Source organism: Bradyrhizobium sp. 22 (assembly GCF_000482425.1).
GTDB classification, from domain to species: Bacteria; Pseudomonadota; Alphaproteobacteria; order Rhizobiales; family Xanthobacteraceae; genus Bradyrhizobium; species Bradyrhizobium japonicum_B.
On record NZ_KI519399.1, the window covers coordinates 2,602,851 to 2,627,072 of the forward strand.

Genomic DNA, 24,222 nt, shown 5'->3' on the forward strand with positions numbered 1-24,222 from the left:
GCGCCCGTGATGCCGGGCGCTCTTGATCAATGGCGACATTCTAGTCGGCTTTGCAGCACCGCCGCAAGGTAGCGCTACCAAGGAGATCGACATGTTGTGTGAAAACAGCATGCCCTTCGGATGGACCGTCGGAAATCGGGTGGGTTTTGCCGGCATGCTTGGCCAACCTGAGCGCGTAACCACAGCCAAAGGCAAGCTATCGATGACTCAAGCCTATTACAGCGCCGTGCTGGACTGCCCGCTGGACGACGTCTGGTCGCTGATCCGCGACTTCAACAATTATCCCGCTTACATCGACGGCGTCAGCGAGAGCGTGATCGAGGACGACAAGCGCGGCGATGAAGTCGGCGCCATCAGACGCTTCTGCTATCTCGGGAACTGGATCCGTCAGCGCCTGGTCGATCATTCGGACCGGCAGCACACCCTGACCTATGCCGGTCTCGAAGCGCTGCCGTATCCGCCAGAGGACGGAAACTGGGCGCCCGCGCCGACGCGCTATCAAGGCACCATGCATCTGCGCCCGATCGTGGAAGGCGACCGCACCCTGATCGAATGGTCGGTCGCCCTCGAGACGGAGCCTGCGGACGCCGACCGCTGGCAAGCCCTGTTTGCATCCTGGATTCCCGCTTGGACGGATTCGCTTGCGCGGACATTGGCGCGCACCCATCCGCGGTCTTAGCGATCGCTCACAGCTCCTCGGCGTCACCCTTCGGCCGTGCGCCGCCGAAGATGCGGGTGCCTTCGGCGCTCAGGTAAGGCTTCAGCGTCTCCCACGGCACGAAGGCGACATACTCGCCCTCAGCATAGGGACCGACGGCGTAGGGCGGATAGTGGAAGGTGAGGCCGGAGCTCTTGCCCGCTTCGGTCGAGGGCGCCAGCGTCACGGCGCCGATCTTCAGCAGGCTCGGTTTCAACTCCTTGAACCATTCGTCGGTCGCGGTCTCGCCGGCGTCGCGCTTCTGCTTCTCGGCTTTCAGCGAGGTGATGATGGCCTTCACCATCGCCTTCATGGTCGGCCCGCTATCGGCAGTCTCGGTGAAGAACGGGCGGATCGAGATGCGCTTGGTGTCGACCTTGTCCCACAGGATCGTGTTCACGTCCGAGTTCGGATGCGCACCCCTCGTATTCATGTAGTCGTTGCGCAGGATGCTGACATAGCGGTCCGCAACGACGGAGCGGATCTCATACTTGCGCTCGAACTCCCAGCCACCGTCCCTGGAGAACTGCGGATCGGCCTTGCGCGCGGCGGCAGCTTCCGCGGCATTCTTGTCGAGCCACTTCTTGCCTTCGGCGAGGCAGTTCGCCGCGAGCGCAGCATCTGCCTTGATCCTGTCGTCGAGGAACACGCGTGCCTCGATGCTCCTGGTCTTGACGATCGCGTCGGGCTTGGGGTCGGCGGCGTGGGCGGGACCGAACAGTGCGCTGCAAACCATGGCGACAGCGAGCGCACGCGTGAGCATTGGCGCGAGAAACATCACGCAAAATCCTTCTTGCCGGAAGATAGATGCCGAAGCTACTCCGCCGCCTCGCTATGCCCGAGGCGGGCGTTCAGCTTGCGGATCAGTTCCTCGGCGGCTTCCGCGATCACCGTGCCCGGCGGGAAGATCGCCTCCGCACCAGCGGCATAGAGCGCATCGTAATCCTGCGGCGGCACCACGCCGCCGACGATGATCATGATGTCGTCGCGGCCCTGCTTCTTCAGCGCCGCCTTCAGCTCCGGCACGGCGGTGAGGTGCGCGGCGGCGAGCGAGGAGACGCCGAGGATGTGCACGTCGTTCTCGACCGCCTGCCGGGCGGCTTCGTCGGCGGTCGCAAACAGCGGCCCGATGTCGACGTCGAAGCCGATGTCGGCGAAGGCCGAGGCGATCACCTTCTGGCCGCGGTCGTGCCCGTCCTGGCCGATCTTGGCGACCAGGATGCGCGGGCGGCGGCCTTCCGCCTCCTCGAAGGCGTCGATCAGCGCCTGAACCTTCTCGACCTGGTTGCCCATGCTGGACGCCTCCCGCTTGTAGACGCCGGTGATGGATTTGATCTCGGCGCGGTGCCGGCCGAACACCTTCTCCATCGCGTCCGAGATCTCGCCGACGGTCGCCTTGGCCCGCGCCGCGTCGATGGCGAGCGCGAGCAGATTGCCGTTGCCTTCGCCGGCCGAGCGCGTGATCGCGGCGAGCGCGGCATCGACGTCCTTCTGGTTGCGCTCGGCTTTCAGCCGCGTCAGCTTGTCGATCTGCAGGCGGCGGACGTTGGAATTGTCGACCTTCAGGATCTCGATCTTGTCGTCGTCGGTCGGCTTGTACTTGTTGACGCCGATCACCGCCTGCTTGCCGGCGTCGATGCGTGCCTGCGTCTTGGCCGAAGCCTCCTCGATCCGCAGCTTCGGCAGGCCGGCCTCGATCGCCTTGGCCATGCCGCCGAGCTCCTCGACCTCCTGGATGTGGGCCCACGCCTTGGCCGCGAGGTCGCGCGTCAGCCGCTCGACATAATATGAGCCGCCCCAGGGATCGATGATGCGGGTGGTGCCGCTCTCCTGCTGCAGGAACAGCTGGGTGTTGCGGGCGATGCGCGCCGAGAAGTCGGTCGGCAGCGCCAGGGCTTCGTCGAGCGCATTGGTGTGCAGCGACTGGGTGTGGCCTTGGGTGGCCGCCATCGCCTCGACCGTGGTGCGCATCACGTTGTTGAAGACGTCCTGCGCGGTCAGCGACCAGCCAGAGGTCTGGCTATGCGTACGCAGCGACAGCGAGCGCGGGTCCCTGGGGTTGAACGGTTTCAGGAGCTTCGCCCAGAGCAGGCGCGCGGCGCGCAGCTTGGCGACCTCCATGAAGAAGTTCATGCCGATCGCCCAGAAGAACGACAGGCGCGGCGCGAAGCGGTCGACGTCGAGACCGGCGGCAAGGCCGGCGCGCAAATATTCGACGCCGTCGGCTAGCGTATAGGCAAGCTCGAGGTCCTGCGTCGCCCCGGCCTCCTGCATGTGATAGCCGGAGATCGAGATCGAATTGTATTTCGGCATCTTCTGCGAGGTGTACGCGAAGATGTCCGAGATGATCCGCATCGAGGGCGCGGGCGGATAGATATAGGTGTTGCGCACCATGAACTCTTTCAGAATGTCGTTCTGAATGGTGCCCGATAGCTTCTCCGGCGGCACGCCCTGTTCCTCGGCGGCGGCGACGTAGAGCGCGAGGATCGGCAGCACCGCACCGTTCATGGTCATGGATACGCTCATCTGGTCGAGCGGAATCCCTGCGAACAGCGTGCGCATGTCGTAGATGGAGTCGATGGCGACGCCGGCCATCCCGACGTCGCCGCCAACGCGCGGATGATCCGAGTCGTAGCCGCGATGGGTGGCGAGATCGAACGCGACCGAGAGGCCCTTTTGCCCGGCCGCCAGGTTGCGGCGGTAGAACGCGTTGGAATCCTCTGCCGTGGAGAAGCCGGCATATTGCCTGACGGTCCAGGGCTGGTTGACGTACATCGTCGGGTAGGGACCGCGCAGATAGGGCGCGATGCCGGGATAGGTCTCGAGGAAGTCGAGCCCGGCGAGATCGGCTTCGCCATAAGCGGGCTTCACCAGAATGCCCTCGGGCGTCAGCCACGGCTCGGCGCTGCCGGCGGGTGCGGCAGTGGTTGCGCTCTCGAAGGCGACATCGGCAAAGTTCGGAATGCGGCTCATGGCTTCAACCATATCATAGGCGCTCAATCATGATCCGGATGCTGATGGCTGACGATGGTCGCCATCTTCTCCGGTCCGTAATTCTGCTGCGTGGTCTGGCTCGGCAGGTTGGCGATGCCGACGACCCAGCCGAGGCGGGATTCGGTGCCGAACTGCCGCGTCGGGATCACCCGGTCAGGGCGATCGAAGGCGCCGGTCATGATCTCGATCCGGTCGCCGTCGATGCGGCCGAAGCTCAGCGGCGTGCCGCAGGCGGGGCAAAATCCGCGCTCGGCAATGGTGGAGGAGCGGAAGAACGACGGCTGTCCCCTGGTCCAGGCGAAATCGGACTTGTTGATGTCGGCAAAGGATGCGAACGGCGCGCCGGCTGCCTTCTGGCACATGCGGCAATGGCAGATCGAGACCCGGTTCGGCGCCGTCGTCACGGCAAAGCGCACCGCGCCGCATTGGCAGCCGCCGGTGAGAACGGGTTTGCTGGCGTCGGTCATGGCTGCTCCATCCGTCGGTAGGCGTCCTGCAGCGTGGCAAGCGCATCGCCTCCGGCGAAGACAAAATCCGTGACGCCGGCGGCCCGCAGCGCCGCCTCGGCATCAGCAGGGCGGCCCGCCAGATAGATATGTCGGGCGCCCGCACTTTGCAGGGCCTTCGCGGCAGGTTCCGCCTGACCGGCGTAGACCTTGTCGCTGGAACAGATGCAGGCGAGCCCGGCGCCGGAGGCCTTGAAGGCGGCGGCCAGCCTGGCCGGATCGGCAAAGCCCTCGCTGTCGATGGCCTGGATGCCGCCGGCCTCGAAGAAGCTCTTGGCGAAGGTCGCGCGGGCCGTGAAATCGGCGGGCGTGCCGAGATTGGCAAGGAATACTCTGGGCCGCGCGCCGCGTGCCTTCAGCACGGCGTCCGATTTGTCGCGCAGCGCCTCGAACGGTTCCGCGAGCCGGATCGGCGGCAGCGGATCGAACCTGTATTTCTGCTCGCCGTAAGGTGCCAGCGCAATCGGCGTCGCCGTCAGCACGGTCGCTTCGCTCTCGTGCAGGTTTGGGAACTCGCTGGCGCCGGTCAGCACGTCGCGGCGCTTTGCGATGTTGGCCTCACGCGCCTTGCGCGCGGCCGCGACCTTGCTCTGAAACAGGCCTTGCTGAAGCGCGGCAAAGGCGCCGCCGGCCTTTTCGCTCTCCCGGAACAGGGCCCAGGCGGCCTCGCAGAGCTGCGCCGTCAGCGTCTCGATGCCGCCGCTGCCGGCCGCGGGATCGCTGACCTTGGCGAGGTTGCTTTCTTCCAGGAGCAGCAGCTGCGTGTTGCGCGCCACGCGCCGCGCAAACGGATCGGGCAGACCGAGCGCCAGCGTATGCGGCAGCACCGTGATCGCGTTGGCGCCGGCTAGGCCGGCCGCGAAGGTCGCGATGGTCGCGCGCAGCATGTTCACGTAGGGGTCGCGCTGCGTCAGCATGCGCCAGGCCGTATCGGCGGCGATGAACAGCGGCTTCGGCGCGAGCCCGCACGCCGTTTCGATGCGCGCCCAGAGCAGCCGTAGCGCGCGGAATTTGGCCATGGTCAGGAACTGGTCCGCATCGGCGGAAAGCCGTGCATAGATCATGCCCTGCGCCGCTTCCAGCGGAATGCCGGCGCCTTCGATCGCGCGCAGATAAGCGACGCCGCAGGCGAGCACGAAGCCGAGCTCCTGCACCTCGGAGCCGCCGGCATCGTGGATCACGCGTCCGTCGGCGGAAGCGAACGGCCCCTTGAACCCGAGCGCAGAGAGGCCTTTGATAGCGTCGGTGATTGCGGGCGCGATTTCGTCCCAGGTATAGGGGCTGTGTCCCCACACCGCGCCCGCCGCGAGCGGATCGAGCCCGAAGCGGATGTTGCAGGCGGCGGGATCGATGCCTTGGCTCTTCACATATTCCGCGACATGGATCGCTGCCATCCGAGACTGCGGACCGACCTCGAGCTCGAGGCCGATCCCGGCGTCGAGATGAATATCCTTCAGGACCTTTGCCACCGCGTCGGCTGATGGTTCCAGCCCGAAACCGCGCGCGCCATTGGCGCCGGCGAACACCAGCGCGAGCCCGGTCGCGCCGTTCTCAAGGTCCTGCAACGCCTGCGCATTCGCGAGCGCTGCATCGGGATGGTCGATCCGCTGCATGATTTGCCAGGGCGCGGCGGCCGGCCGCCCCATTACGGGCGCAACGCCCTTGGCGCGCGGATAGAGCGGATCGATCTTGATCCCGTCATAGGTCTTGCCGACCAGCTTCTCGAACGGCGCGCCCTTCAGCACGCCATCGACCAGCTTGCGCCAGTCTTCGACAGTTGCCTTGGGAAAATCCGCCGCCAGCGGCAGGTCGTCAGTCACTGAGGTCATGCGGCGAGAGGCTCCCGAGCGTGTCGTTATTCGCAGGCGAAATTGCCACGGCGGACCGTCCCTGCAAACGGTTGTTTTTGGTTAACCGGTATCCGGAAGCCGCTCAATGCCTTGCGTCGAGACGCTGGCGAGCCCGTCGCGCACACGAATGCCCGAGATCACGCGCTCGGGTGCGATTTCGGCCAGCGGCACCAGCACGAAAGCGCGTTCGAACAGGCGCGGATGCGGCAAGGTCAGGTCGGGCTTCTGCAAGGACACATCGTCATAGGCGATCATGTCGAGATCGAGCGTGCGGGGGCCCCAGCGCCGATCCTTCTGCCGCGTTCGGCCGAACTTCTGTTCGACTTTCTGCAGCACGAACAGAAGCGCGTGCGGATCGAGGCCGGTCTCGATCTCGATGCAGGCGTTGATGAAGGGAGCCTGGTCCTCGTCGCCCCAGGGCGGCGTGGCATAGTCCGAGGAGCGCGCGATCAATGCGCCTTGCGCCATGCCGCAGATATGGGCGATCGCCTTCTTGAACGTCGCGCGGACATCGCCGACATTGCCGCCGAGCGCGATCAGCACGCTCGCCATTTCAGGGATGCCGCGAGCGCGTCAGCACGATGCCGACGTCGTCGAAGATCGCGGCGATCGGCGCATGCGGCTTGTGCACGGTGACCTTCACGGCGCGGATGCGCGGGAAGTGCGACAGGATGGCGTCGGCCACCGCGCCCGCCGCGCGTTCGAGCAGCTTGTAATTGGTGTTCTTGAACGCCGCCGTCGTCGTCGCCACGACTTCGGCGTAGGACACCGTGTCGGAAAGCCGGTCGCTGCGCGAAGGCTCCGACAGGTCGGTATAGAGTTCGAGATCGATGACGAAGCGCTGGCCGACCTCGGTCTCGTGGTCCATCACGCCGTGGCGGGCGTGGATCGACAGGCCGGTGACGAAGATCGTGTCGGTCATTGCTTGCCCTCGATTGCGTTCGCCACACGCAGCGCCTGCAAGGTCTCGGCGACGTCATGGGTGCGGATGATCCTGGCGCCGCGCTGCGCGGCGATCAGATGCGCGGCGATCGAGCCGGCGAGCCGCTCCTTCGGCTCGGACGGCGATACGGAAGAGATGAAGCGCTTGCGCGAGGCGCCAACCAGGATCGGCAGGCCGAACATCTCGAATTCGCGCAGGCGCGCCAGCGCAGTCATGCTCTGCTCGGCGGTCTTGCCGAAGCCGATGCCGGGATCGAGCACGATCCTGTCGCGCGCGATGCCGGCCTTTGCGGCGATGTCGAGCGAGCGCAGGAAGAACGTCTTCATGTCCGTGATGATGTCGATGGCGGGATCGGCGTCGTCGCGGTTGTGCATGACGATGACGGGCACGCCTCTTTTGGCCACCAGCGGCGCCATGGCGGGATCGCGTTGCAGGCCCCAGACGTCATTGGCGATCGTCGCGCCCTGGTCGAGCGCGAAGGCCACCACCTCCGCCTTCATGCTGTCGATCGAGACCGGCACGCCGAGGGCGACGACCCCAGCCAGCACCGGCTTCAGCCGGGCGAGCTCGTCGTCCGCGGTAACGGGCTTGGCTCCCTTGTAGGGCCGGGTGGACTCGGCGCCGATATCGATGATGTCGACGCCGGCCTCGATCATCGCCCGCGCCCGTGCCAGCGCCAGCTCCGGCGTGATGAACTCGCCGCCGTCGGAGAAGGAGTCCGGGGTGACGTTGAGCACGCCCATCACCGCCGGGATCGGCCGTTCCAGCAGCGTCCGCAGCACATCTGGCCCGGCCGAGCCGGCCGGCGGGACGGATGGGGAGGGCGAGGCATTCATGGCGCCCGCTTTAGCGGGCGGGGAGGGGGAGTCAAGCGGAGACGTTGCCTCGTGCCCCGGACGCAGCGCAGCGCTTCCCCGGCGATGCGAAGCATCGTCCGGTGCAGCGGTGCGCTGCAGAGCTGGGGCCCATGTTGCCGAGAGTTGTTTGCGCGGTATGGGTCCCGGCTCTGCGCCGCAACGCCCAGGGCGTTGCAGCGCGTCCGGGACATGAGACCGAACGCGGAGCTAATACGTGATCTTCGGCTGCAGCTTCTTCGCCTTGGCGATGATGTCGCCGACCGACTTCTCTGAGGGCAGGATTCGCAGCAGCTTCTTCTTTTCGTTGGCGTCGCGCATGCTCTGGGCGAGCCTTGCCGGATTCCTGTAGGCGAGCTCGCGCACGGTGGTGACGCCGGCGGCGCGGACCAGGCCGACCTTGGCCCGGCCCATGCCGGGGATGCGCATGTAGTCGGACACGTTGGCCCATTCCAGCAGCAGCTGCTCGCTGATGCCGGTCTTGGCGGAAAGCGCCTTGCGGCCCTTCACCGTGCCGGCCGCCTCGAGCAGCGCGTCGGTGGTGCGGATGCCCTGCGCCTTCAGCTTGTTGGCGGCAAAGGCCGACAGGCCCTCAATCTCGGAGATCGGATATGTCATGATACTCGATATGAAATGCCGAAGCTTCAGGCGAACTGGCTGAGGCCCGGCGTCCCCGCAACGATCCTGCCCATCTGATCCGCTCCGATTTTGTCTCGACCGTAGCGGAAAAGTTCACGGGCGACGTTTTGAATCTCGGACATGCCGAGCCCCAGGCCCATCAGGCGCGTGCCGACCGCCATCAAGCCGCCCCCCATCAGCCGCGACAGCCCGCCGCCGCTCCTGGATGCCTCGATTGCGGCTTCCGCTCCGGGAATCTGATCGATCAGGGCCTGCACGCTATCGGGAGGACCCTCGCTGCGGAGGAAGCCCAGGATGATGCCGACGGTCTTTTCAGCGACAGCACTATCTATGCTGGCGTTTGTCGCCAGCCGCCCGATCAGTTCGTCCATAAGGTCCGCCCCTCAGCCGGTTTCATGCCGGAGTATTTCTTTCGAGAATGATCTTGAGCCGGTGTGATGTGAAATTCAAGCGATGAACGCGGGCGCCGGAGCGATTCATCCTCCAAGGCGCGAAAAGTGTTGCAGCGGTGCAAGAGCGGAGATGGAATCGGCGAAAAATTGCCGCGTTGCGAACGGTCCGCTCCTACTTTCGGCTGATGTCGTCCGTCTGTTTCCGGCGATGTCGCGTGCTTCGAGCGCGTTGAATGGTTTTAATCGGCCCGCGACATGCGTTAAACTACGGAACTGGTGCATTCGAGTTTCGATACGTGAAACCCGGCAAGAAGAGATCAGAGAGAAGAATGACCGCACAGGACAGCAAGCTCGGCGATACCGACGACAAGATCTTCGTCGGCAAGGGAGACGAGCAGGCCTGGCTGACGCTGGCGCTCGCCAATCGCCACGGCCTCGTCACCGGTGCAACCGGAACGGGCAAGACCGTGACGCTCCAGGTGATGGCGGAAGGATTTGCGCGCGCCGGTGTTCCGGTCTTCGCCGCCGACATCAAGGGCGACCTCTCCGGCATCTCGGAGGTCGGCGTGCCCGCGGACTTCATCCTCAAGCGCGCCTCCGCAATGGGGCTGAATTTCCAACCCGACCAGTTCTCGACGGTGTTCTGGGACGTGTTCGGCGAGCAGGGCCATCCGGTGCGCGCGACCGTCACCGAGATGGGGCCGCTTCTGCTGGCGCGCATGCTCGATCTGAACGACGTGCAGGAAGGCGTGCTCAACGTCGCCTTTCGTGTCGCCGACGACGCCGGGCTCACCCTCGTCGATATGAAGGATCTGCGCGCGCTGCTCGACGCCATCGTGCCCAATGGCGGGAAGAAAGCGGCGGACGCGGAGGAGGATCCGCTCGCCGTCATCCGCAAGGCCGCGCAGGGGTTCGGCAACGTCACCAAGGCCACCGTCGGCACCATCCAGCGCCAGCTGCTGGTGCTGGAGAACCAGGGCGGCACCAAATTCTTCGGCGAGCCGGCGCTGGCGCTGGAGGATTTCATGAAGACCGACCGCGACGGCCGCGGCATGGTCAATATCCTGGTCGCCGACAAGCTGCTGCAGAACCCAAGGCTCTATGCGACCTTCCTGCTCTGGATGTTGTCGGAGCTGTTCGAAGAGCTGCCCGAGGCCGGCGATCTGCCCAAGCCGAAGCTGGTGTTCTTCTTCGACGAGGCGCATCTGCTGTTCAATGACGCGCCCAAGGCGCTGCTCGACAAGATCGAGCAGGTGGTGCGCCTGATCCGCTCCAAGGGCATCGGCGTCTACTTCGTGACGCAGAATCCGATCGACGTGCCGGACCGTGTACTCGGACAGCTGGGTAACCGGGTGCAGCACGCGCTGCGCGCCTTCACCCCGCGCGACCAGAAGGCGGTCGCGGCTGCGGCCCAGACCTTCCGGCCCAACCCGAAGCTCGACACGGCCAAGGTGATCACGGAACTCGGCAAGGGCGAGGCGCTGGTGTCCTTCCTCGAGGGCAATGGCACGCCGGCCATGGTCGAGCGGGTGATGATCCGTCCGCCGTCGGCCCGCATCGGATCGATCACGCCCGACGAGCGCAAGGCGATCATGGCTGCGAGCCCGGTGAAGGGCAAATACGACACCGCCGTCGACGAAGAATCCGCCTACGAGATGATCCAGAAGCGCATTGCCGGCACCGCGGCGACGGCCGACAGCCCGGCTGGCGGGAGCGGCGGCATTCTCGGCCAGATCGGCTCGATCGTCGGCACCGTGTTCGGCACCAACGTCAAGCGCGGACGGCTGTCGACCGGCCAGGTCATCGCGCGCGACGTGACGCGATCGGTCACCAACCAGGTGATCGGCGGGATGGCGGCCAATATCGGCAAATCGCTCGGCGGCCAGCTCGGCGGCTCGATCGGTCGCACGCTGGTACGCGGCGCGCTCGGCGGATTGCTGCGGCGCTAAAGCGCATCCTTCCGGAGGCGCGCCTTCGGCGGGGTTGCGATGTCGTGACGTGGCTGGCACCGCCGCGGCGGCAGCGCTAAAAGCGCATCTCGATACCCGGCAATCAGGAATACGATCATGGCCAATGCGCAGCTTCAATCCGTGCTCGACCACATCGACAAGGATTTCGACAACAGCCTGGAGCGTCTGTTCGCGCTGCTCAGGATCAAGTCGATCTCGGCGGATCCGGCCTTTGCCGGGGATTGCAAGGCGGCGGCGGACCATCTCGCCAAGGACATTGCGAGCCTCGGTGTTGCCACCGAGGTGAGGCCGACCGCGGGCCATCCCGCCATCGTCGGCAAGACCGGGGCCGGCGGGCGGCCGCATGTGATCTTCTACGGTCATTACGACGTGCAGCCGGTCGATCCGCTCGATCTCTGGCACCGCCCACCGTTCGAGCCCGTGGTGACCGACCACGCCGACGGCCGCAAGATCATCGTCGCGCGCGGCGCCGAGGACGACAAGGGCCAGGTGATGACCTTCGTGGAAGCCTGCCGCGCCTGGAAGAAGGTGACGGGCTCGCTGCCGATCGACGTCACCTTCCTGATCGAGGGTGAGGAGGAGGTCGGCTCGAAGAATTTCGTGCCCTTCATCGAGGCCAACAAGGACGAGTTCAAGGCCGACTACGTGCTGGTCTGCGACACTGGCATGTGGGACCGCAACACGCCGGCGATCACGACCTCGCTGCGCGGCCTGCTCTATGAAGAGCTGAAGATCACCGCCGCCAATCGCGACCTGCATTCCGGCGTGTTCGGCGGCAGCGCGATGAACCCGATCCGGGTGCTGACGAAAATCCTGGGCGGGCTGTTCGACGACGACAACCGCATCACCATTCCGGGCTTCTATGACGGGGTGAAGGATCTGCCGCCCGACATCCTCGCGCAATGGAAGAAGCTCAACCTGACGCCCGAGATGTTCCTGAAGCCGATCGGCCTGTCGATCCCTGCCGGCGAGAAGGGGCGCCTCTTGATCGAGCAGGCCTCGTCGCGCCCGACCTGCGACGTCAACGGCATTTGGGGCGGCTATATCGGCGAGGGTTCCAAGACGGTGATCCCCTCGCATGCCTCCGCCAAGGTCTCGTTCCGCCTGGTCGAAGGGCAGGACCCGCAAAAGATCCGCAAAGCCTTCCGCGATTACGTCACCGCACGGCTCCCGGGCGACTGCAAGGTCGAGTTCGGCGACCATTCCGCCGCGCCCGCCGTCGCCCTCGACTGGAACATGAAGCCGCTCGCCGCCGCCAGCAAGGCGCTCACGGAAGAATGGGGCAAGGAGACCGTGCTGATGGGCTCCGGCGCCTCGATCCCGATCGTCGCCGACTTCAAGCGCACGCTCGGCCTCGACTCGCTGCTGGTCGGCTTCGGCCTCGACGACGACAACATCCACTCTCCGAACGAGAAGTACGACCTGCGCAGCTTCCAGAAAGGCATCCGCTCCTGGGCCCGCATCCTGGCGGCCCTGGCGGAGGTGAAATAGGCACGGGTGCAGTCGTGCTGCAGGGTGGGCAAAGCGCAGCGTGCCCACCCTGCGAGACCTCTCCTCGTCATTGCGAGCGCAATCCAGAAATCCCTCCGCGGAAGCAGTCTGGATTGCTTCGTCGCATCAGCGCAAAATTGCTATGCAATTTTGTCGCGAACTCCTCGCAATGACGGCGGAGTGCGTCCCCAAACAAAAACGCCGCCCGGAATTGGGCGGCGTTTCATTCCATGACGTGCAGAGGTAGTTCGACGAAGAGACTACCTCAAATTCTTGAAAATCTCAAGACCGGTAGCCCGGAAGCTCGCGGTCGAGCTTGCGCAGCAGCGGCGGCCACACGAGGTTGTTCGCGCGCAGCTCGGCGCGGTCGCGGTTGGCGAGCAACTCGGCGTTCTTCTCGATCGCGATCTGCTCGACCGGATAGACCGGCGTGCCGAGCGCGCGGGTGCGCACCTGCATCGAGCAGGCGCGCTCGAGGTGGTACATGCGCTCGAAGGCGGAGGCGACCGAGCGGCCGACCGTGAGCGTGCCGTGATTGCGCAGTAGCATGTGGTTGTGGTCGCCGAGATCCTTCTGCAGCCGCGGCCGCTCTTCGTGGTCCAGTGCGATGCCTTCGTAGTCGTGATAGGCGAGGTCGTGGGTGACGAGCTGAGCGGTCTGGTTCAGCGGCAACAGGCCTTCGGCGCTGCTCGACACCGCGGTGCCGTCGAGCGTGTGGAGGTGCAGCACGCAGATCGCGTCCTCGCGGACCTCGTGGATCGCCGAATGAATGGTGAAGCCCGCCGGATTGATGCTGTATTCGCTCTCGGAGAGCTGGTTGCCGTGCAAATCGACCTTGACGAGGCTCGACGCCGTGATCTCCTCGAACATCAATCCGTAGGGGTTGATGAGGAAGTGATGGTCGGGACCGGGCACGCGCGCGGAGATGTGGGTGTCGACCAGATCGTCCCAGCCGTACAGCGCGACCAGGCGATAGCAGGCGGCGAGATTGACCCGTTGCTGCCACTCGGCCTCCGTCATATCAGACGGCACTTCCTTCAGGCGCGCTTCCGCTGGCGACATGGCTGATCTCTCCGAACATCGTTGTTGCGGGGAGGGAGCGTAGACTTGCAAATGGCTGGCAGCAAGGCGCGTCGGGAGCGCGGCAGTCAAGTGTCACCCGCATGCTTGTCCGCCGTAGCTCGAAGAGCGAAGGCGGAAGCGCTACGGGAGAACATCATTACGGCGCCGGGATCGACAGCAGGCTGGAGATGCTGCGGCCGCGGATGTCGTAGACGCGGGCGAACACCACGTCGTCGCGCTTGATCTCGACCATCACCGGCGCGGTCAGGCCCTTGCAGTAGAACTCGCTGAGCGTCATGGCGAAATCGGCTGCGCTGGAATCCCAGCCGATGGTGAAGTCGGGGCCGAGGGCGACCTGCGCCGGGCGCTGCGGACCGCACACCGCGACCTTCCATTTGCGGTTCGCTGGCGGCACCTCCTGGCGCTCGACGATCTGCTCGCGCAATCCGTCGGAGGCCTGCTTCAGCGCGAGGCCCCAATAGTCCAGCATGAAGCGGCTGTCGGCGCCGCGCACGGTGCCGGCGATGTGGTTGAAGTGTGTGTATTGATAGGGATGCAGCCGGATCATCTCGGCGAGCGGCAACGCGAGGCCGAAGCAGAAGGTGGCGAGCACGACGGGCTGCCAGGTGCGGTGATTGGCACGCAGGCGCTCCATCGCCCGGGCGAAAGCGACGCCGCCGAGCACCGCCATCGGCGGAATCACGAACACGAAATGGCGGATGCCGTTGTACAGCGCCGGCCGCTTCACCATCGCGATCGCAAGCGGCAGGGTCGCAGCCAGCGTCAGCATCAGCATGATGGTCTTGCGCCGCGCCGGCACTTCGCCTCGCGCCAGCATGGCGAAGGTGCTGAACACCGCGCCGGCCATCAACACCAGCATCACCTCGGGCAGCTGGAGCGCGAACAGCGTCGGCAGATAGGACCACGGCATGTCCGGCACCGACACGATCGCGCCGTCGAACATCTCCTTCCACGGCTTCTCGAAGAAGTGCGAGAAGTAGGTCAGCGCCCGGAAGGGATTGCCGGGTTCCATGATCGACCACGGCCAGAGCAGGCCCATCAGGAGATAGCCGAACGCGAGGCCGGGCAGCAGCACATAAACGACATGGGCGAAGCGGCGCGCCGACTCGCGCAGGCCCTGGCTGCGCAGTTCCTCCAGGAACAGCGGGATGAAGCCGAGCATGGCGTAGACCAGGGCGAGCCCGCCGAGAACGCGGCAGCCGAGCGCAAGACCGGCGCCGAGCCCGACGATCAGGATCGTGCGCGGCGAGGGCTGCGGATATTCCTCGGCGAGCCGGACGAGGCCCAGCATCAGGATGATCATGGCCACCGCGAAGGGCGCGTCCTTCGGGTTCATGAACATGTGGCCGTAGAAGATCGGGCACAAAGCGAGCAGCAGGAGCGCGGCAAGACCGGCGAGCGGGCCGCCGATGCGGCGGCCGAGCCGCCATGTCACTGCGAGCCCGATCACGCCGACGATGGCGCCGACCAGGCGTCGCGTTTCGAACAATTCGAGCGGAATGATCTTGTGCAGGAGGGCCGCGACCATGTCGAAGCCGCCGCCATACATGTAGAGATTGGCGAAGGAGAGCGCCGCATTGTCCTTGAAGCCGGAACCGAACATGCGCAGCAGCAGGTCGGCATATTCGGCGTGGGTGTAATCGTCCCAGCCGAGGCCGTAGTCGCGGAAGGTCAGGCCCGCAACGACAGCGACCACGGCCAGCACCAGCATGGCGAGATCGTCGCAAGTCCGTTCGACCGAGCGCCGTTGAGGCGTGTCGATCGCCGACGTCGTGATGGATGTCATGGCTATTGGCGCCCCGGAATCCCCTCTTGGCCCTGCTGGTGCGCGCGGGCCTCAACCCCGGTTTCCCTATAGCGCAGTTCCATTACCAAGTAATTGGGCATTATGGCTAAATTCCTGATGCGCCGCAGCAATTCCCGATTTCAGGGCAAGCCTAGCAGTAGCGAGCCCTGTCTGAAGGGAATGTGAATAAGTCCCTGATTTCCTTCCCGTTAGGAACGCGGGCTGCAATTGGCCGTTGGCGCGGAACGGCGTATGACGATATCGTGGCGTGACGGGTCGCGTGTGGATGTGTGCGGCCGGGGGTGAGTTCGATGACCTTGGCATTGTTGATCGCGGGGATTTTCGCCGTCGTGGCGGGCCTCCTTTCGATCCTGTTCGGCTTCTCCGTGAGGGAGTTCAGCCTCGGCAGTCCCCTCATAATCGCGGGAACGATCGCCGTCTGCTCCGGACTGTTACTGGCGGGCCTCTATCTCGTGGTCGCGGAGCTGCGGGGCATAGCTCGCCGGCTGGCCGGTGCGCCGTCCGAAGTGCGGGTCAGGCCCGTGCTGCCGGGCCTCGCCGCGTCAGGCGCCGTTGCGCCCGAGCCGATGCCTGCCTCGGCGGCTAGGACCGAGCCGGCGCCACCGCCGTCATCGCCCGCAGGCCCGCCGCCGTGGCAGAGCGAAGCCTCCGCGCGCGAGCGGCCTCGCTCCGAGACAGCGCCGGAGCCGGAAGCTCCGACGCCGCCGGCGACTCCCGAAGCGCCGCGCCGGCGCAACCTGTTGTTCGCCTCGACCTCGCGCAAGGAGCGCGAGCGCGCGGAGGCGAAGACGACCGAGGGAGCGCCGCCGCCTCTCGAAGCGCCCGCGGCGCAGGACGCTCCGCCTGCCAGCTTCGACGACGCTTGGCCGAAGCCGGAGCGCATGCGCCCGCCGGAGCCGCCGGCCGGCTCGCGCCGGCCGCCGCCGCGCCCGCCCTCCGCGGAAGCCGCTCCCGCGCCTCCGCCGCCCGCACCTGAGCCGGCGGCCGCGCCCGAGCAGCCGCCCGTGACCGTGCTCAAGTCCGGAATCGTCGACGGCATGGCCTATTCGCTCTATTCCGACGGCTCGATCGAAGCGCAGATGCCGGAGGGCATGATGCGCTTTGCCTCCATCGACGAGCTCCGTTCCCATCTCGACCAGCGCGGCTGAGCAGAAGTGAGCGCCGCCGTTGTTGTGGCCTCGTCGGTCGTCGACTTGTTTCGGCCGAACGGCTTGTTGACAGGCAATGGTCCGGCGTCGTCTATCCCGTAAGGCGCAAGGTGGAGAGAGGCGGGCCGATGTCGGACGCTGGGGCGAAGAATTTCATCGAGCTGACGGCGAGCATCGTGTCGGCCTATCTCAGCAACAATCCGACGCCGGCCGCGGAGATTCCGAACTTGATCAGCCAGGTGCATGGCGCCCTGGTGCGGGTGTCGTCAGGCCGCACCGAGACCGCGCCGCTCGAGCCGGCCAAGCCGGCGGTCTCGCTGAAGAAGTCGGTCGCGCCCGATTATCTGGTCTGCCTGGAAGACGGCAAGCGCTTCAAATCGCTGAAGCGCCATCTGCGCACCCAGTACAACATGACGCCGGAGCAATACCGCGAGAAATGGGGCCTGCCGGCCGACTATCCCATGGTCGCGCCGAACTACGCGGTGGCGCGCTCGCAGCTCGCCAAGCAGATGGGCCTCGGACAGCAGCAGCGGAAGAAGGGGAAGTAGCGCGGGTCACTGCTCTCGCAGGGTGGGTCAGCGCAGCGTAACCCACCACTTCTGCTTCTGCGGATAGAGAAGGGTGGGTTACGGCTTCGCCCAACCCACCCTACGAAGCTTCTTCACGTCGCTTCGGCGAGCGCCTCTCTCGCGTCGGTCTTGATGCGCTCGACCATCGAGCGCAGGCCGTTGGAGCGCTGCGGCGTCAGATGATCGCGAAAGCCGAACTCGTCGAACACGGCGATGGCGTCGGTGTCCAGAATCTGCTGCGGCGTCCGGCCCGAATAGAGCGAGAGCACGATCGCCACCAGCCCGCGCACGATATGCGCGTCGCTGTCGCCGCGATACCTCAGGATCGGCGCGCCATGGCTGCGGTCGACCAGCTTCTGCAGCCAGACCTGGCTGACGCAGCCGTTCACCTTGTTCTCGGCGGAGTGCTCGGCCTCCGGCATCGGTTCCAGGGTTCGGCCCAGCTCGATGACGTACCGGTAGCGGTCGTCCCACTCGTCCAGAAGCTCGAAATTGTCCCTGATTTCGTCGATCGTCGTCATGCTGGCCCATGTTCCCGCTTCCCGCCAATATAGGGATGCGAGGCGCCGAAATCGATAGGGTTTGACGCTAATTCGCCGGCTGCGGGCCGCGCCATTCCAGCGCGAGGTCGTCCTGGCTCAGGGTGTCGCGCGGCGCTTCGCTCGAGACGGCATCGCCTTCGCCGGCCATCGCGATCGAGCCGGTATGGTCGGGCGCCTTCTTGTCGGTCTTGTCGATCTTCTCGGTCTTGTCGTGGCCGATCTGCTCTTTCTTGTCGTTGATGATCTGGTAGATCTTGCGCGCGCCGTCCTGGGCGCGCTGGCCGATGATGGTCGCGGCCTGGCCGCCGACCTCGCAGGCCGCCGGCTGGCGCTTGCAGAACTGGGTCATGTCGGAGACGGCCGCGGTCGCAGCCTGAACCGCGTCGGCAGCGCCGATCTGCGGCAGCTTGTCCGATTCGGGCGTCTTGTCCCGTGGCAGGAGCACCAGCACCAGCCCGAGCCAGAATGTGATGCGGAGCAGAAAGCGCATCTTGTCGACCTGTATGGTAGATCCCGTCCGCGGCGATGGTCCGCGCGCGTTCCGACCTAGCAACTCTCGATAAATCGCAAGTCATTGCCTTGAGCTTAATTCGCGGAAAAATGGCGCAAAATTCTTCGGGATCGACGGCGTCGTAAATTTTCGATTGACGCCGCGGCCCGTGATTCTGCCGGCAGGCATATCCACCAATTCGAAACCATCAGCGGGAAGATGAAACCCTGTGTTCACCATCCGCAGCGAAGACGTCGTCAAATCGTCTAAAAAGCCCCGCGATGTTCCGGCGTCCGGTCGCGCGTCCCGCCGCCTTAGCACTCGTTTAAGGTCGCTCTGACACGGTGGCTCAACGACAAGGAGGCGTTCCGGCGCGTCTTCTACGACGATTGAGCCGAAGCGCGAGACCCGTGACAGTTTTGAGTATCATCCGCGATTGTCTCGATGCACTGCTGCATCCCTCCGCGCGTTCCGATGCGCTGATGCGAGCGCGCCATCGTGCCTTCATGGCGCCGCGGCTGCTCGGCAGCCTGGGCGCCTTCGCCGCATTCCCGGTCTATCTCGCCATGCGGGGCGCGCCGAGCGCGGTCGAGGTCGCCGCTTTCGCATGGCTGATCGCGCCGATTTTGTTGTCCTGGTTCCTGTCGCGCACCGGACGCTATGAAGGCGCGCATGTGCTGTCGTCGCTGGCGCTCGCCGGGCTGATCATGGCGGTCGCGGGCAGCACGGGCGGTATCGAATCGTTCGCCGCGGTCTGGCTGGTCGTGGTTCCGCTCGAAGCCGCGCTGTCGGCCTCGCGCCGTGTCGCCGCCTTCGCCTCATTGCTCGCGCTGTCCTGTGCGGGCCTCCTGATCCTGCTCGGTCAGCTCGGCTGGCTGCCGTCCGCCGACATCAGCGCCGCGGAACGCGGCGTGCTGATGGCCTGCGGCGTCGTCTCGGCGACGCTCTATGCCGCGGGCCTTGCCTTCGGCGCGGAATCGCTGGCACGCACCAGCGTGGCGCTGCTCTCGCGCGAAGAGGAGCGCTATCGCCTGCTCGCCCGCAACATGAGCGATGTGATCTCGCGGCATCAGCGCAACGGCGCGGTGCAGTTCATCTCGCCGGCGGCGGAGGCCATGCTCGGCCTGCCGGTGGCGCAATTGCTCGGTCACGGCCTGTTCGACCGCGTCCATGTCGCCGATCGCCCGGCCTATCTCACCGCGTTGTCCGATGCCGCGCGCGGCGAGGTGCGCAGCGTCGAGTTCCGGCTGCGGCGCGAGGCTGATGGTTCGGAGCGCGGTCAGGTCGATTTTCTCTGGGTCCAGATGCGCTGCCGCCCGCTCGACCAGGACATGAGCCACAATTCGGATAGGGACGTCACGCGTGAGGCCGAGGTCGTCGCGGTGATGCGCGACGTCACCGACCACAAGCTGTCCGAGCAGGCGCTCGAGCAGGCGCGCAGCGCCGCCGAAACGGCTGACGCCGCCAAGACGCGCTTCCTCGCCACCATGAGTCACGAGCTGCGGACGCCGCTGAACGCCATCATCGGATTCTCGGAGATGATCGCGCAGGAGCAGGCCCTGATGCTGGGCGCGGCCCAGCGCCGGGAATATGCCCAGCTCATCAACGATTCCGGCCAGCATCTCTTGTCGGTCGTCAACGGCATCCTGGACATGTCGAAGATGGAATCGGGCAATTTCGAGATCGCGTCCGAGCCGTTCGCGCCGCGCGCCTCGCTCCTGCATTGCTGCAATCTGTTAGCGCTGAAGGCGCGGGAGAACGGCATCGACCTCATTACCGACGCGCCGCACGACCTGCCTGTCATGACCGGCGATCCCAGGGCCTTCAAGCAGATCGTGCTCAATCTCGTTGCCAACGCCATCAAGTTCACCGAGCGCGGCGGTCAGGTTTCCGTCTCCGCCGCGGTGACCGGCTCGCAGCTGATGCTGCGCGTCAGCGACACCGGCGTCGGCATCGCGCCCGACGATCTCCAGCGCATCGGCGCGCCGTTCTTCCAGGCGGGCAAGACCTATCAGCGCCGTCACGAAGGCACCGGTCTTGGACTTTCGATCGTGAAGAGCCTCGTGGCGTTGCATCTCGGCGAATTGACGGTACAAAGCAGGTTGGGAGAGGGCACCGCCGTCACCGTCAGGCTGCCGCTGGTCTACACGCCGCCGCAAGTCAGGCCGGCCGAGAGCAAGATCGCGACGCTGACGCCGGTGCTGCGCCAGGAACTTCAAGGTCAGGAGCTTCAAGACCAAGCTCACGACCAGTCTCAGGACCAACCCGCTCTGGTGAAGAAAAGTGCCTAAGAAGTCTGCCAAGGACCAAGCCGCTCCGCGCCGCCGCGGTGCCAAGGCCGCGACGGTCGATGTCGAGACCGAGCGCAACCTCGTGATGCGCGTGCTGCTGCACAGCCCCAAGGACACGCTGGCCGGTCTTGTCGCAGTCGCGGCGGTCGGCGCGATCGTTGCCAATGCGCTGTTCCTGCAGACCGGCCGGCACCCGGCGCCGATGTTCGGCACCGTGATCAATCTGCCCGCGCCGTCATCGATGCAGCTGTCGAATCCCCTGCCGCGTCCGCGCCCCGTCGGCGCCGACAGCTCGCCGCTCGAGCCGCGCGCGACTGAGTTCCGCGCCGAGCCCAAGCCTGCCGAGCCCAAGCCTGCCGAGCCCAAGCCTGCCGAGCGCGCCGCCGAGAAGGCGCCGGAGAAGCCCGTCGAGGCGACCGCATCGACGCGCGCGAACGATCCCATGACCAACCTGGTCAAGCAGACGACCTCGACCCCGCCGTCCGCCATGCGCCCGCCCGCCCCGATTCCCGCGCCGCAGAGCCCGGCGGCACGGCGTGTCGCCGGCGTGCAGCGCGCGCTGTCCGAATACGGCTACGGCAATCTGAAGATCACGGGCACGTTGAACGGCGAGACCCAGTCCGCGATCCAGAAGTTCGAGCGCGAGCACAAGATGCAGGTCACCGGCCAGCTCTCCGATCGGCTGCTGCGCGAGCTCGGTGCCGCGATCGGCCGCCCCGTCGAATAAGCGCGTCGCTGTCATTGACGCCGATCAAGGTGCGGCATCGCCGCGAGGCTGCGTCCCGCTTGGGGCGATTTGCTTGGGATCAATGACAGCCGCCAGCCTTTGCGATCATGATCGCCCGTCTTCAACGAGGAAGAGAGGGTGCCATGTTCAAGGTCTCCGTTCTGGTCTGGATCATGCTGGGTACGGTGCTGGCGGGCGTCAGCCTGATCGTCGTGCTGATGGTGCCTAGCTTCGCCGCCGATTCCATCAGAAACATCCCCTATGCGGTCGCCGTCGGCTTTGCGCTTGCCATGCCGCTGTCATATCTCGTCGCGCGCCAGATCAATGGTGGGCAAGGCATCGGCAAGGCGTGACAATCGGACGCTGACACTGGCGGCGCGCGTCACGCCGGCCTATCGTTCGACTCATGCGCTTGAAATCCAACATATGGGTCGCCGCCTATCTGCGCCGGTGCCAGACCGAAGGCGTGTTCGGCGCGGTGCGCCGGCGCGGCGCCGAGGAGGCGGGAGCGGTGTTCGTGAAGGTGTCGCTGCTCAACGGCCATGCGATGCTTTACGTGCCGGCCCCGCAGACCTCTTACGACGACGGCCGCCCCGTCGATCGCTTCTTCGTGCCGGTGGCGCCGCAACCTCTGCCGGAGCACACCATCGAGGAACGGCTGACCAAGGAAATTCGTTTCGACCCCGATGCCTGGATCGTCGAGACCGAGGATCGCGCCGGACGGCACTTTCTGGAGCTGGCGAAGACGTAACTACCGCCGTCATTGCGAGGAGCGAAGCGACGAAGCAATCCAGAATTTCTCTGCGGAGGGATTCTGGATTGCTTCGCTGCGCTCGCAATGACGGAGCTTTGCAGAGGTGTCAGCGCCCAACGCTCCATCCGGGCTACGGGCTCAACCGTCCGCGCTACCGCTCCGACGACCCGCCGCTGCCCTTCCGCACCGCCGGCAGCGCACCCGGCTGCACGCCGGGCCGCGTCTGGCTCGCGCCGGCGCGGGCGCGCTGGCGTTCGCCATCGTGCAGGGACGGCTGGTACTTGGCGCGGGTGACGGCGAGCGTCGAGCCGCGCCAGGCCGCCAGCATCACCAGCGCCGAGCGGTCGCTGAGGCGGTCGTAGAGCCGCGCCAGCCGGTACACCTCGTTCACGGAATTGCCGATCGCCGGCTTGAAGAACAGCAGGATGCGCTGGAAGTTCGGGCTCGGCATGTCGAGCGCCCGCGCCGCGACCGCGAGGGCTTCGCCGCCGGCATCGTCGACGATCTGGGCTGCGACGCGCGAGGGCAGGATCAGGCTGTCGCCGAGCTCCAGGGCGAAGCTCTCGACGTCGCCCGCGATGGCCGCCATCTCCAGGATCTGAATCGCGCGCTTGGCACGCACGGTCGGGATCCGCGGTGCGGCCTTCAGCGGGGTCTGCGCCAGATTGTGCAGGATCAGCGCGCGCTCGGATGGGCCGGCGCCGAAGAACATGTCGTGGATCTCGGCAGCGTCCTTCGGCTGCATTGCCATGCTGGCGGCCATGCGCCGTTCGGCGTCGCTCGGCGTGCGGGCTGGGGTGGGAGGCGGCGCGGGCGCCGGGATCTCGCGGGCGAGCGGAACCCTGCGACCCTCCTGGGCCGCGACCAGCCCGAGCTTCTGCAGCACCGGGACGGGCGTCAGCGGATAGATCGCGAGCTTGGCCTTGACGGCCGCGCGCGTCGCATCGTCGACCTGGTCGATCAGCCGCGTCGCAAGCTCGGTGAATTGGCGCTGCTCGTCCTCGCTGTGGACGCGGGTCTGGACATAGAGGTCGGTCAGCACGCGCAGCAGCGTCGGCCGAACATCGACGCCTTCGCGGCGGGAGAGGGACATCAGCCCGTCGAATCCGGGAAACAGCGACTTGGTCATGGAGAGATACGCGACCTGGAAAATATACTGGTCGCCAGCCTAGCGCAGGCTCCTTTAAAGGCTCGTTAAGGAAAACGAGGCGTGAAGGAAGCCGCTCGCTTTGGAGCGATCCCGTGCCTGAACGGGACGCCGCGGCCGGCCCGTGCGGCTACGGTCGCTGGGCCGCGTTTACACCCCGTTAACCATGAGCTGATCTTAATGAATCGCATGTTGCAGGGGCGCGTTCGGTCGCGCGGCAATTGAAGAGAGCTGACATGGGGACCATCATTGAATTTCCGGCCGGTCGCCGGGTGGGCTCGTCGGGCGATGTCGCTCCGCGCGCGGACATGGGAACGATCCTGATCCTTCCCGCCATCCGGATCGAGCGCGAGGCGGATGAAACCAGCGGCGACCGCGGCCCAGAGCAGGGCACAGCGCCGGGGCGTCGTCGTCGCCGTCGCTGACATCCGGCTTCAGGCAATGCCGGACACCATCCGCCAGATCCGGCCGGTCAGATCGGCCGTCCTGCTCGCGCTGCTTGCCGCCACGCTCGGCGCCTGCAGCGGCGGCGATTTCGGCCGCACCCGCGAGAGCATGCGCAGCGACGACATGCATCGCTGGCTGGGCGCGGAGGTCACGTCCAGCGTCGGCCTGAAGCCTTCGCAATTCCAGCTCACCGACGAGGAGCGCCAGCTGCGCGACCTCGCCTATCCCATGATCGAGCCGCCGCTGTCGCGCCCCGCATGGAAGAGCGTGTTCGGCGACTACAAGGCGTTACCCTCGCCCTGGCGGCAGAAGGTCGTGTTCGACCGCACCATGTACGGACGCACGCTGATCGACGAGCCGCACCGCTCGCACTCCTCGCGCTACGCGCTGCTGATCGAGGACGTGCGCAACGACATCACCCGCTTCGAGCCGTTCTTCGCCTCCGCGATCCGTGTCATCGACCTCGACAGGAAGCGCGATGCCAGCATGGCCCGCGTCTCCGCGCTTTCGCCGAGGGAGAGGGACGATGCGGTCGCGCGCATGCAGGAGAACTCGCTGATCGTGCAGTGGGTGCAGCAATGCCTGGAGCAGCGCGTCTCGTCCTACCGCTGGGCGCTGGAGCGCCTGGTGATCCAGGCCCCCGACGGCATGGCCGCCGACGCCGACCGCCTGATCGGCGAGCTCGCCGCCCAGACCGCGAACCCGCCGGTCCAGGCGCAACCGCCCTACGGCCGCGCGGTCATTTCGAAAGGCTGAAAGCGCGGGCCGGCCGCCCGTCGACGCGGCGATCGTGCGACGCCGCTTGTCGACGCGAACCGGGCCGGACCCGGCGGTGCTCCAATTCCTGGCCCCCGGACGGACCGTTGAAGCCCTGTTGAGCG

Annotated in this window: 25 protein-coding genes; 11 read left to right on the forward strand and 14 right to left on the reverse strand. The window is 66.1% G+C overall.

Going from position 1 to position 24,222, the window contains the following annotated elements:
* Positions 1–22 precede the first annotated feature (22 nt).
* Positions 23–679 (forward strand): SRPBCC family protein, encoded by a 657-nt coding sequence (locus tag K410_RS0113545; protein ID WP_245269373.1) that lies wholly within the window; start codon positions 23–25, stop codon positions 677–679.
* A 7-nt stretch (positions 680–686) separates the two neighbouring features.
* Here the strand turns inward: K410_RS0113545 and K410_RS0113550 are convergent, their stop codons facing one another.
* The 9 genes from K410_RS0113550 to K410_RS0113590 all read right to left on the reverse strand — a co-directional run bounded on the left by K410_RS0113550 (position 687) and on the right by K410_RS0113590 (position 8,854).
* Positions 687–1,460: a DUF3298 and DUF4163 domain-containing protein gene (locus tag K410_RS0113550; RefSeq protein WP_028135374.1), complete on the reverse strand. Its 774-nt coding sequence runs from the start codon at positions 1,458–1,460 to the stop codon at positions 687–689.
* A 53-nt stretch (positions 1,461–1,513) separates the two neighbouring features.
* The gene (gene scpA / locus K410_RS0113555) at positions 1,514–3,670 is read right to left on the reverse strand and encodes a methylmalonyl-CoA mutase (RefSeq protein WP_028135375.1); all 2,157 of its coding nucleotides are present in this window, start codon (positions 3,668–3,670) and stop codon (positions 1,514–1,516) included.
* A 23-nt stretch (positions 3,671–3,693) separates the two neighbouring features.
* Positions 3,694–4,158, reverse strand: coding sequence for a GFA family protein (locus K410_RS0113560; RefSeq protein WP_028135376.1), 465 nt, complete (start codon positions 4,156–4,158; stop codon positions 3,694–3,696).
* Positions 4,155–6,026, reverse strand: a complete 1,872-nt coding sequence (locus tag K410_RS0113565) for a methylmalonyl-CoA mutase family protein (protein WP_028135377.1) — start codon at positions 6,024–6,026, stop codon at positions 4,155–4,157. The genes K410_RS0113560 and K410_RS0113565 overlap by 4 nt, the downstream gene beginning before the upstream one ends.
* An 81-nt stretch (positions 6,027–6,107) precedes the next feature.
* Positions 6,108–6,599 (reverse strand): 2-amino-4-hydroxy-6-hydroxymethyldihydropteridine diphosphokinase, encoded by a 492-nt coding sequence (gene folK / locus K410_RS0113570; RefSeq protein WP_028135378.1) that lies wholly within the window; start codon positions 6,597–6,599, stop codon positions 6,108–6,110.
* Between the two features lies 1 nt (position 6,600).
* Positions 6,601–6,969: a dihydroneopterin aldolase gene (gene folB, locus K410_RS0113575; protein ID WP_028135379.1), complete on the reverse strand. Its 369-nt coding sequence runs from the start codon at positions 6,967–6,969 to the stop codon at positions 6,601–6,603.
* Entirely contained in the window at positions 6,966–7,826 is an 861-nt protein-coding gene (folP, locus tag K410_RS0113580) for a dihydropteroate synthase (RefSeq protein ID WP_028135380.1), read from the reverse strand. The genes folB and folP overlap by 4 nt, the downstream gene beginning before the upstream one ends.
* Before the next feature lie 228 nt (positions 7,827–8,054).
* Positions 8,055–8,462 (reverse strand): DUF4332 domain-containing protein, encoded by a 408-nt coding sequence (locus K410_RS0113585; RefSeq protein WP_028135381.1) that lies wholly within the window; start codon positions 8,460–8,462, stop codon positions 8,055–8,057.
* A 26-nt stretch (positions 8,463–8,488) separates the two neighbouring features.
* The gene (locus K410_RS0113590; protein WP_028135382.1) at positions 8,489–8,854 is read right to left on the reverse strand and encodes a hypothetical protein; all 366 of its coding nucleotides are present in this window, start codon (positions 8,852–8,854) and stop codon (positions 8,489–8,491) included.
* 350 nt (positions 8,855–9,204) lie between these two features.
* On the opposite strand from K410_RS0113590, the gene K410_RS0113595 reads away from it, so the two are divergent.
* Together K410_RS0113595 and K410_RS0113600 are read left to right on the forward strand one after the other, a co-directional pair.
* On the forward strand, positions 9,205–10,824 hold the full coding sequence (locus tag K410_RS0113595; protein ID WP_028135383.1) for a helicase HerA-like domain-containing protein: 1,620 nt from the start codon (positions 9,205–9,207) through the stop codon (positions 10,822–10,824).
* Between the two features lie 117 nt (positions 10,825–10,941).
* Entirely contained in the window at positions 10,942–12,336 is a 1,395-nt protein-coding gene (locus K410_RS0113600) for a M20/M25/M40 family metallo-hydrolase (RefSeq protein ID WP_028135384.1), read from the forward strand.
* Positions 12,337–12,618: 282 nt separating this feature from the next.
* Here the strand turns inward: K410_RS0113600 and K410_RS0113605 are convergent, their stop codons facing one another.
* Entirely contained in the window at positions 12,619–13,398 is a 780-nt protein-coding gene (locus K410_RS0113605) for a class II aldolase/adducin family protein (RefSeq protein ID WP_028135385.1), read from the reverse strand.
* A gap of 157 nt (positions 13,399–13,555) precedes the next feature.
* Positions 13,556–15,205: a glycosyltransferase family 39 protein gene (locus tag K410_RS0113610; RefSeq protein ID WP_028135386.1), complete on the reverse strand. Its 1,650-nt coding sequence runs from the start codon at positions 15,203–15,205 to the stop codon at positions 13,556–13,558.
* A 311-nt stretch (positions 15,206–15,516) separates the two neighbouring features.
* Here K410_RS0113610 and K410_RS0113615 point away from each other — a divergent pair, with 311 nt between their 5' ends.
* Together K410_RS0113615 and K410_RS0113620 are read left to right on the forward strand one after the other, a co-directional pair.
* Complete coding sequence (locus K410_RS0113615) at positions 15,517–16,374, forward strand: hypothetical protein (RefSeq protein ID WP_028135387.1); 858 nt, start codon at positions 15,517–15,519, stop codon at positions 16,372–16,374.
* A 128-nt stretch (positions 16,375–16,502) separates the two neighbouring features.
* Positions 16,503–16,922, forward strand: a complete 420-nt coding sequence (locus K410_RS0113620) for a Ros/MucR family transcriptional regulator (protein WP_028135388.1) — start codon at positions 16,503–16,505, stop codon at positions 16,920–16,922.
* A 113-nt stretch (positions 16,923–17,035) separates the two neighbouring features.
* On the opposite strand, the gene K410_RS0113625 is transcribed toward K410_RS0113620, so the two are convergent.
* Together K410_RS0113625 and K410_RS0113630 are read right to left on the reverse strand one after the other, a co-directional pair.
* A complete protein-coding gene (locus K410_RS0113625) occupies positions 17,036–17,464 on the reverse strand; it encodes a SufE family protein (RefSeq protein ID WP_028135389.1) in 429 nt (142 codons plus the stop codon).
* A 67-nt stretch (positions 17,465–17,531) separates the two neighbouring features.
* Entirely contained in the window at positions 17,532–17,975 is a 444-nt protein-coding gene (locus K410_RS0113630; RefSeq protein WP_028135390.1) for a DUF5330 domain-containing protein, read from the reverse strand.
* A gap of 410 nt (positions 17,976–18,385) precedes the next feature.
* Here K410_RS0113630 and K410_RS0113635 point away from each other — a divergent pair, with 410 nt between their 5' ends.
* From K410_RS0113635 to K410_RS0113650, 4 genes are all read left to right on the forward strand, one after another.
* Complete coding sequence (locus K410_RS0113635; protein WP_028135391.1) at positions 18,386–20,266, forward strand: PAS domain-containing sensor histidine kinase; 1,881 nt, start codon at positions 18,386–18,388, stop codon at positions 20,264–20,266.
* Positions 20,259–20,993 carry a peptidoglycan-binding domain-containing protein gene (locus tag K410_RS0113640; protein ID WP_028135392.1) on the forward strand — a complete coding sequence of 245 codons (735 nt, stop codon included), beginning with the start codon at positions 20,259–20,261 and terminating at the stop codon, positions 20,991–20,993. Before K410_RS0113635 ends, K410_RS0113640 begins: the two co-directional genes overlap by 8 nt.
* Positions 20,994–21,136: 143 nt before the next feature.
* Positions 21,137–21,346 carry a hypothetical protein gene (locus K410_RS0113645; RefSeq protein WP_028135393.1) on the forward strand — a complete coding sequence of 70 codons (210 nt, stop codon included), beginning with the start codon at positions 21,137–21,139 and terminating at the stop codon, positions 21,344–21,346.
* A 53-nt stretch (positions 21,347–21,399) separates the two neighbouring features.
* A complete protein-coding gene (locus tag K410_RS0113650) occupies positions 21,400–21,744 on the forward strand; it encodes a DUF1491 family protein (protein ID WP_028135394.1) in 345 nt (114 codons plus the stop codon).
* 154 nt (positions 21,745–21,898) lie between these two features.
* Here K410_RS0113650 and K410_RS0113655 read toward each other — a convergent pair whose 3' ends face one another.
* Positions 21,899–22,876, reverse strand: a complete 978-nt coding sequence (locus K410_RS0113655; protein WP_028135395.1) for a DUF2336 domain-containing protein — start codon at positions 22,874–22,876, stop codon at positions 21,899–21,901.
* Positions 22,877–23,130: 254 nt separating this feature from the next.
* Between K410_RS0113655 and K410_RS0113660 the strand changes: the two genes are divergently transcribed.
* Positions 23,131–23,319, forward strand: coding sequence for a hypothetical protein (locus K410_RS0113660; protein ID WP_028135396.1), 189 nt, complete (start codon positions 23,131–23,133; stop codon positions 23,317–23,319).
* Between the two features lie 16 nt (positions 23,320–23,335).
* Complete coding sequence (locus tag K410_RS0113665) at positions 23,336–24,097, forward strand: hypothetical protein (RefSeq protein WP_028135397.1); 762 nt, start codon at positions 23,336–23,338, stop codon at positions 24,095–24,097.
* Positions 24,098–24,222 lie beyond the last annotated feature (125 nt).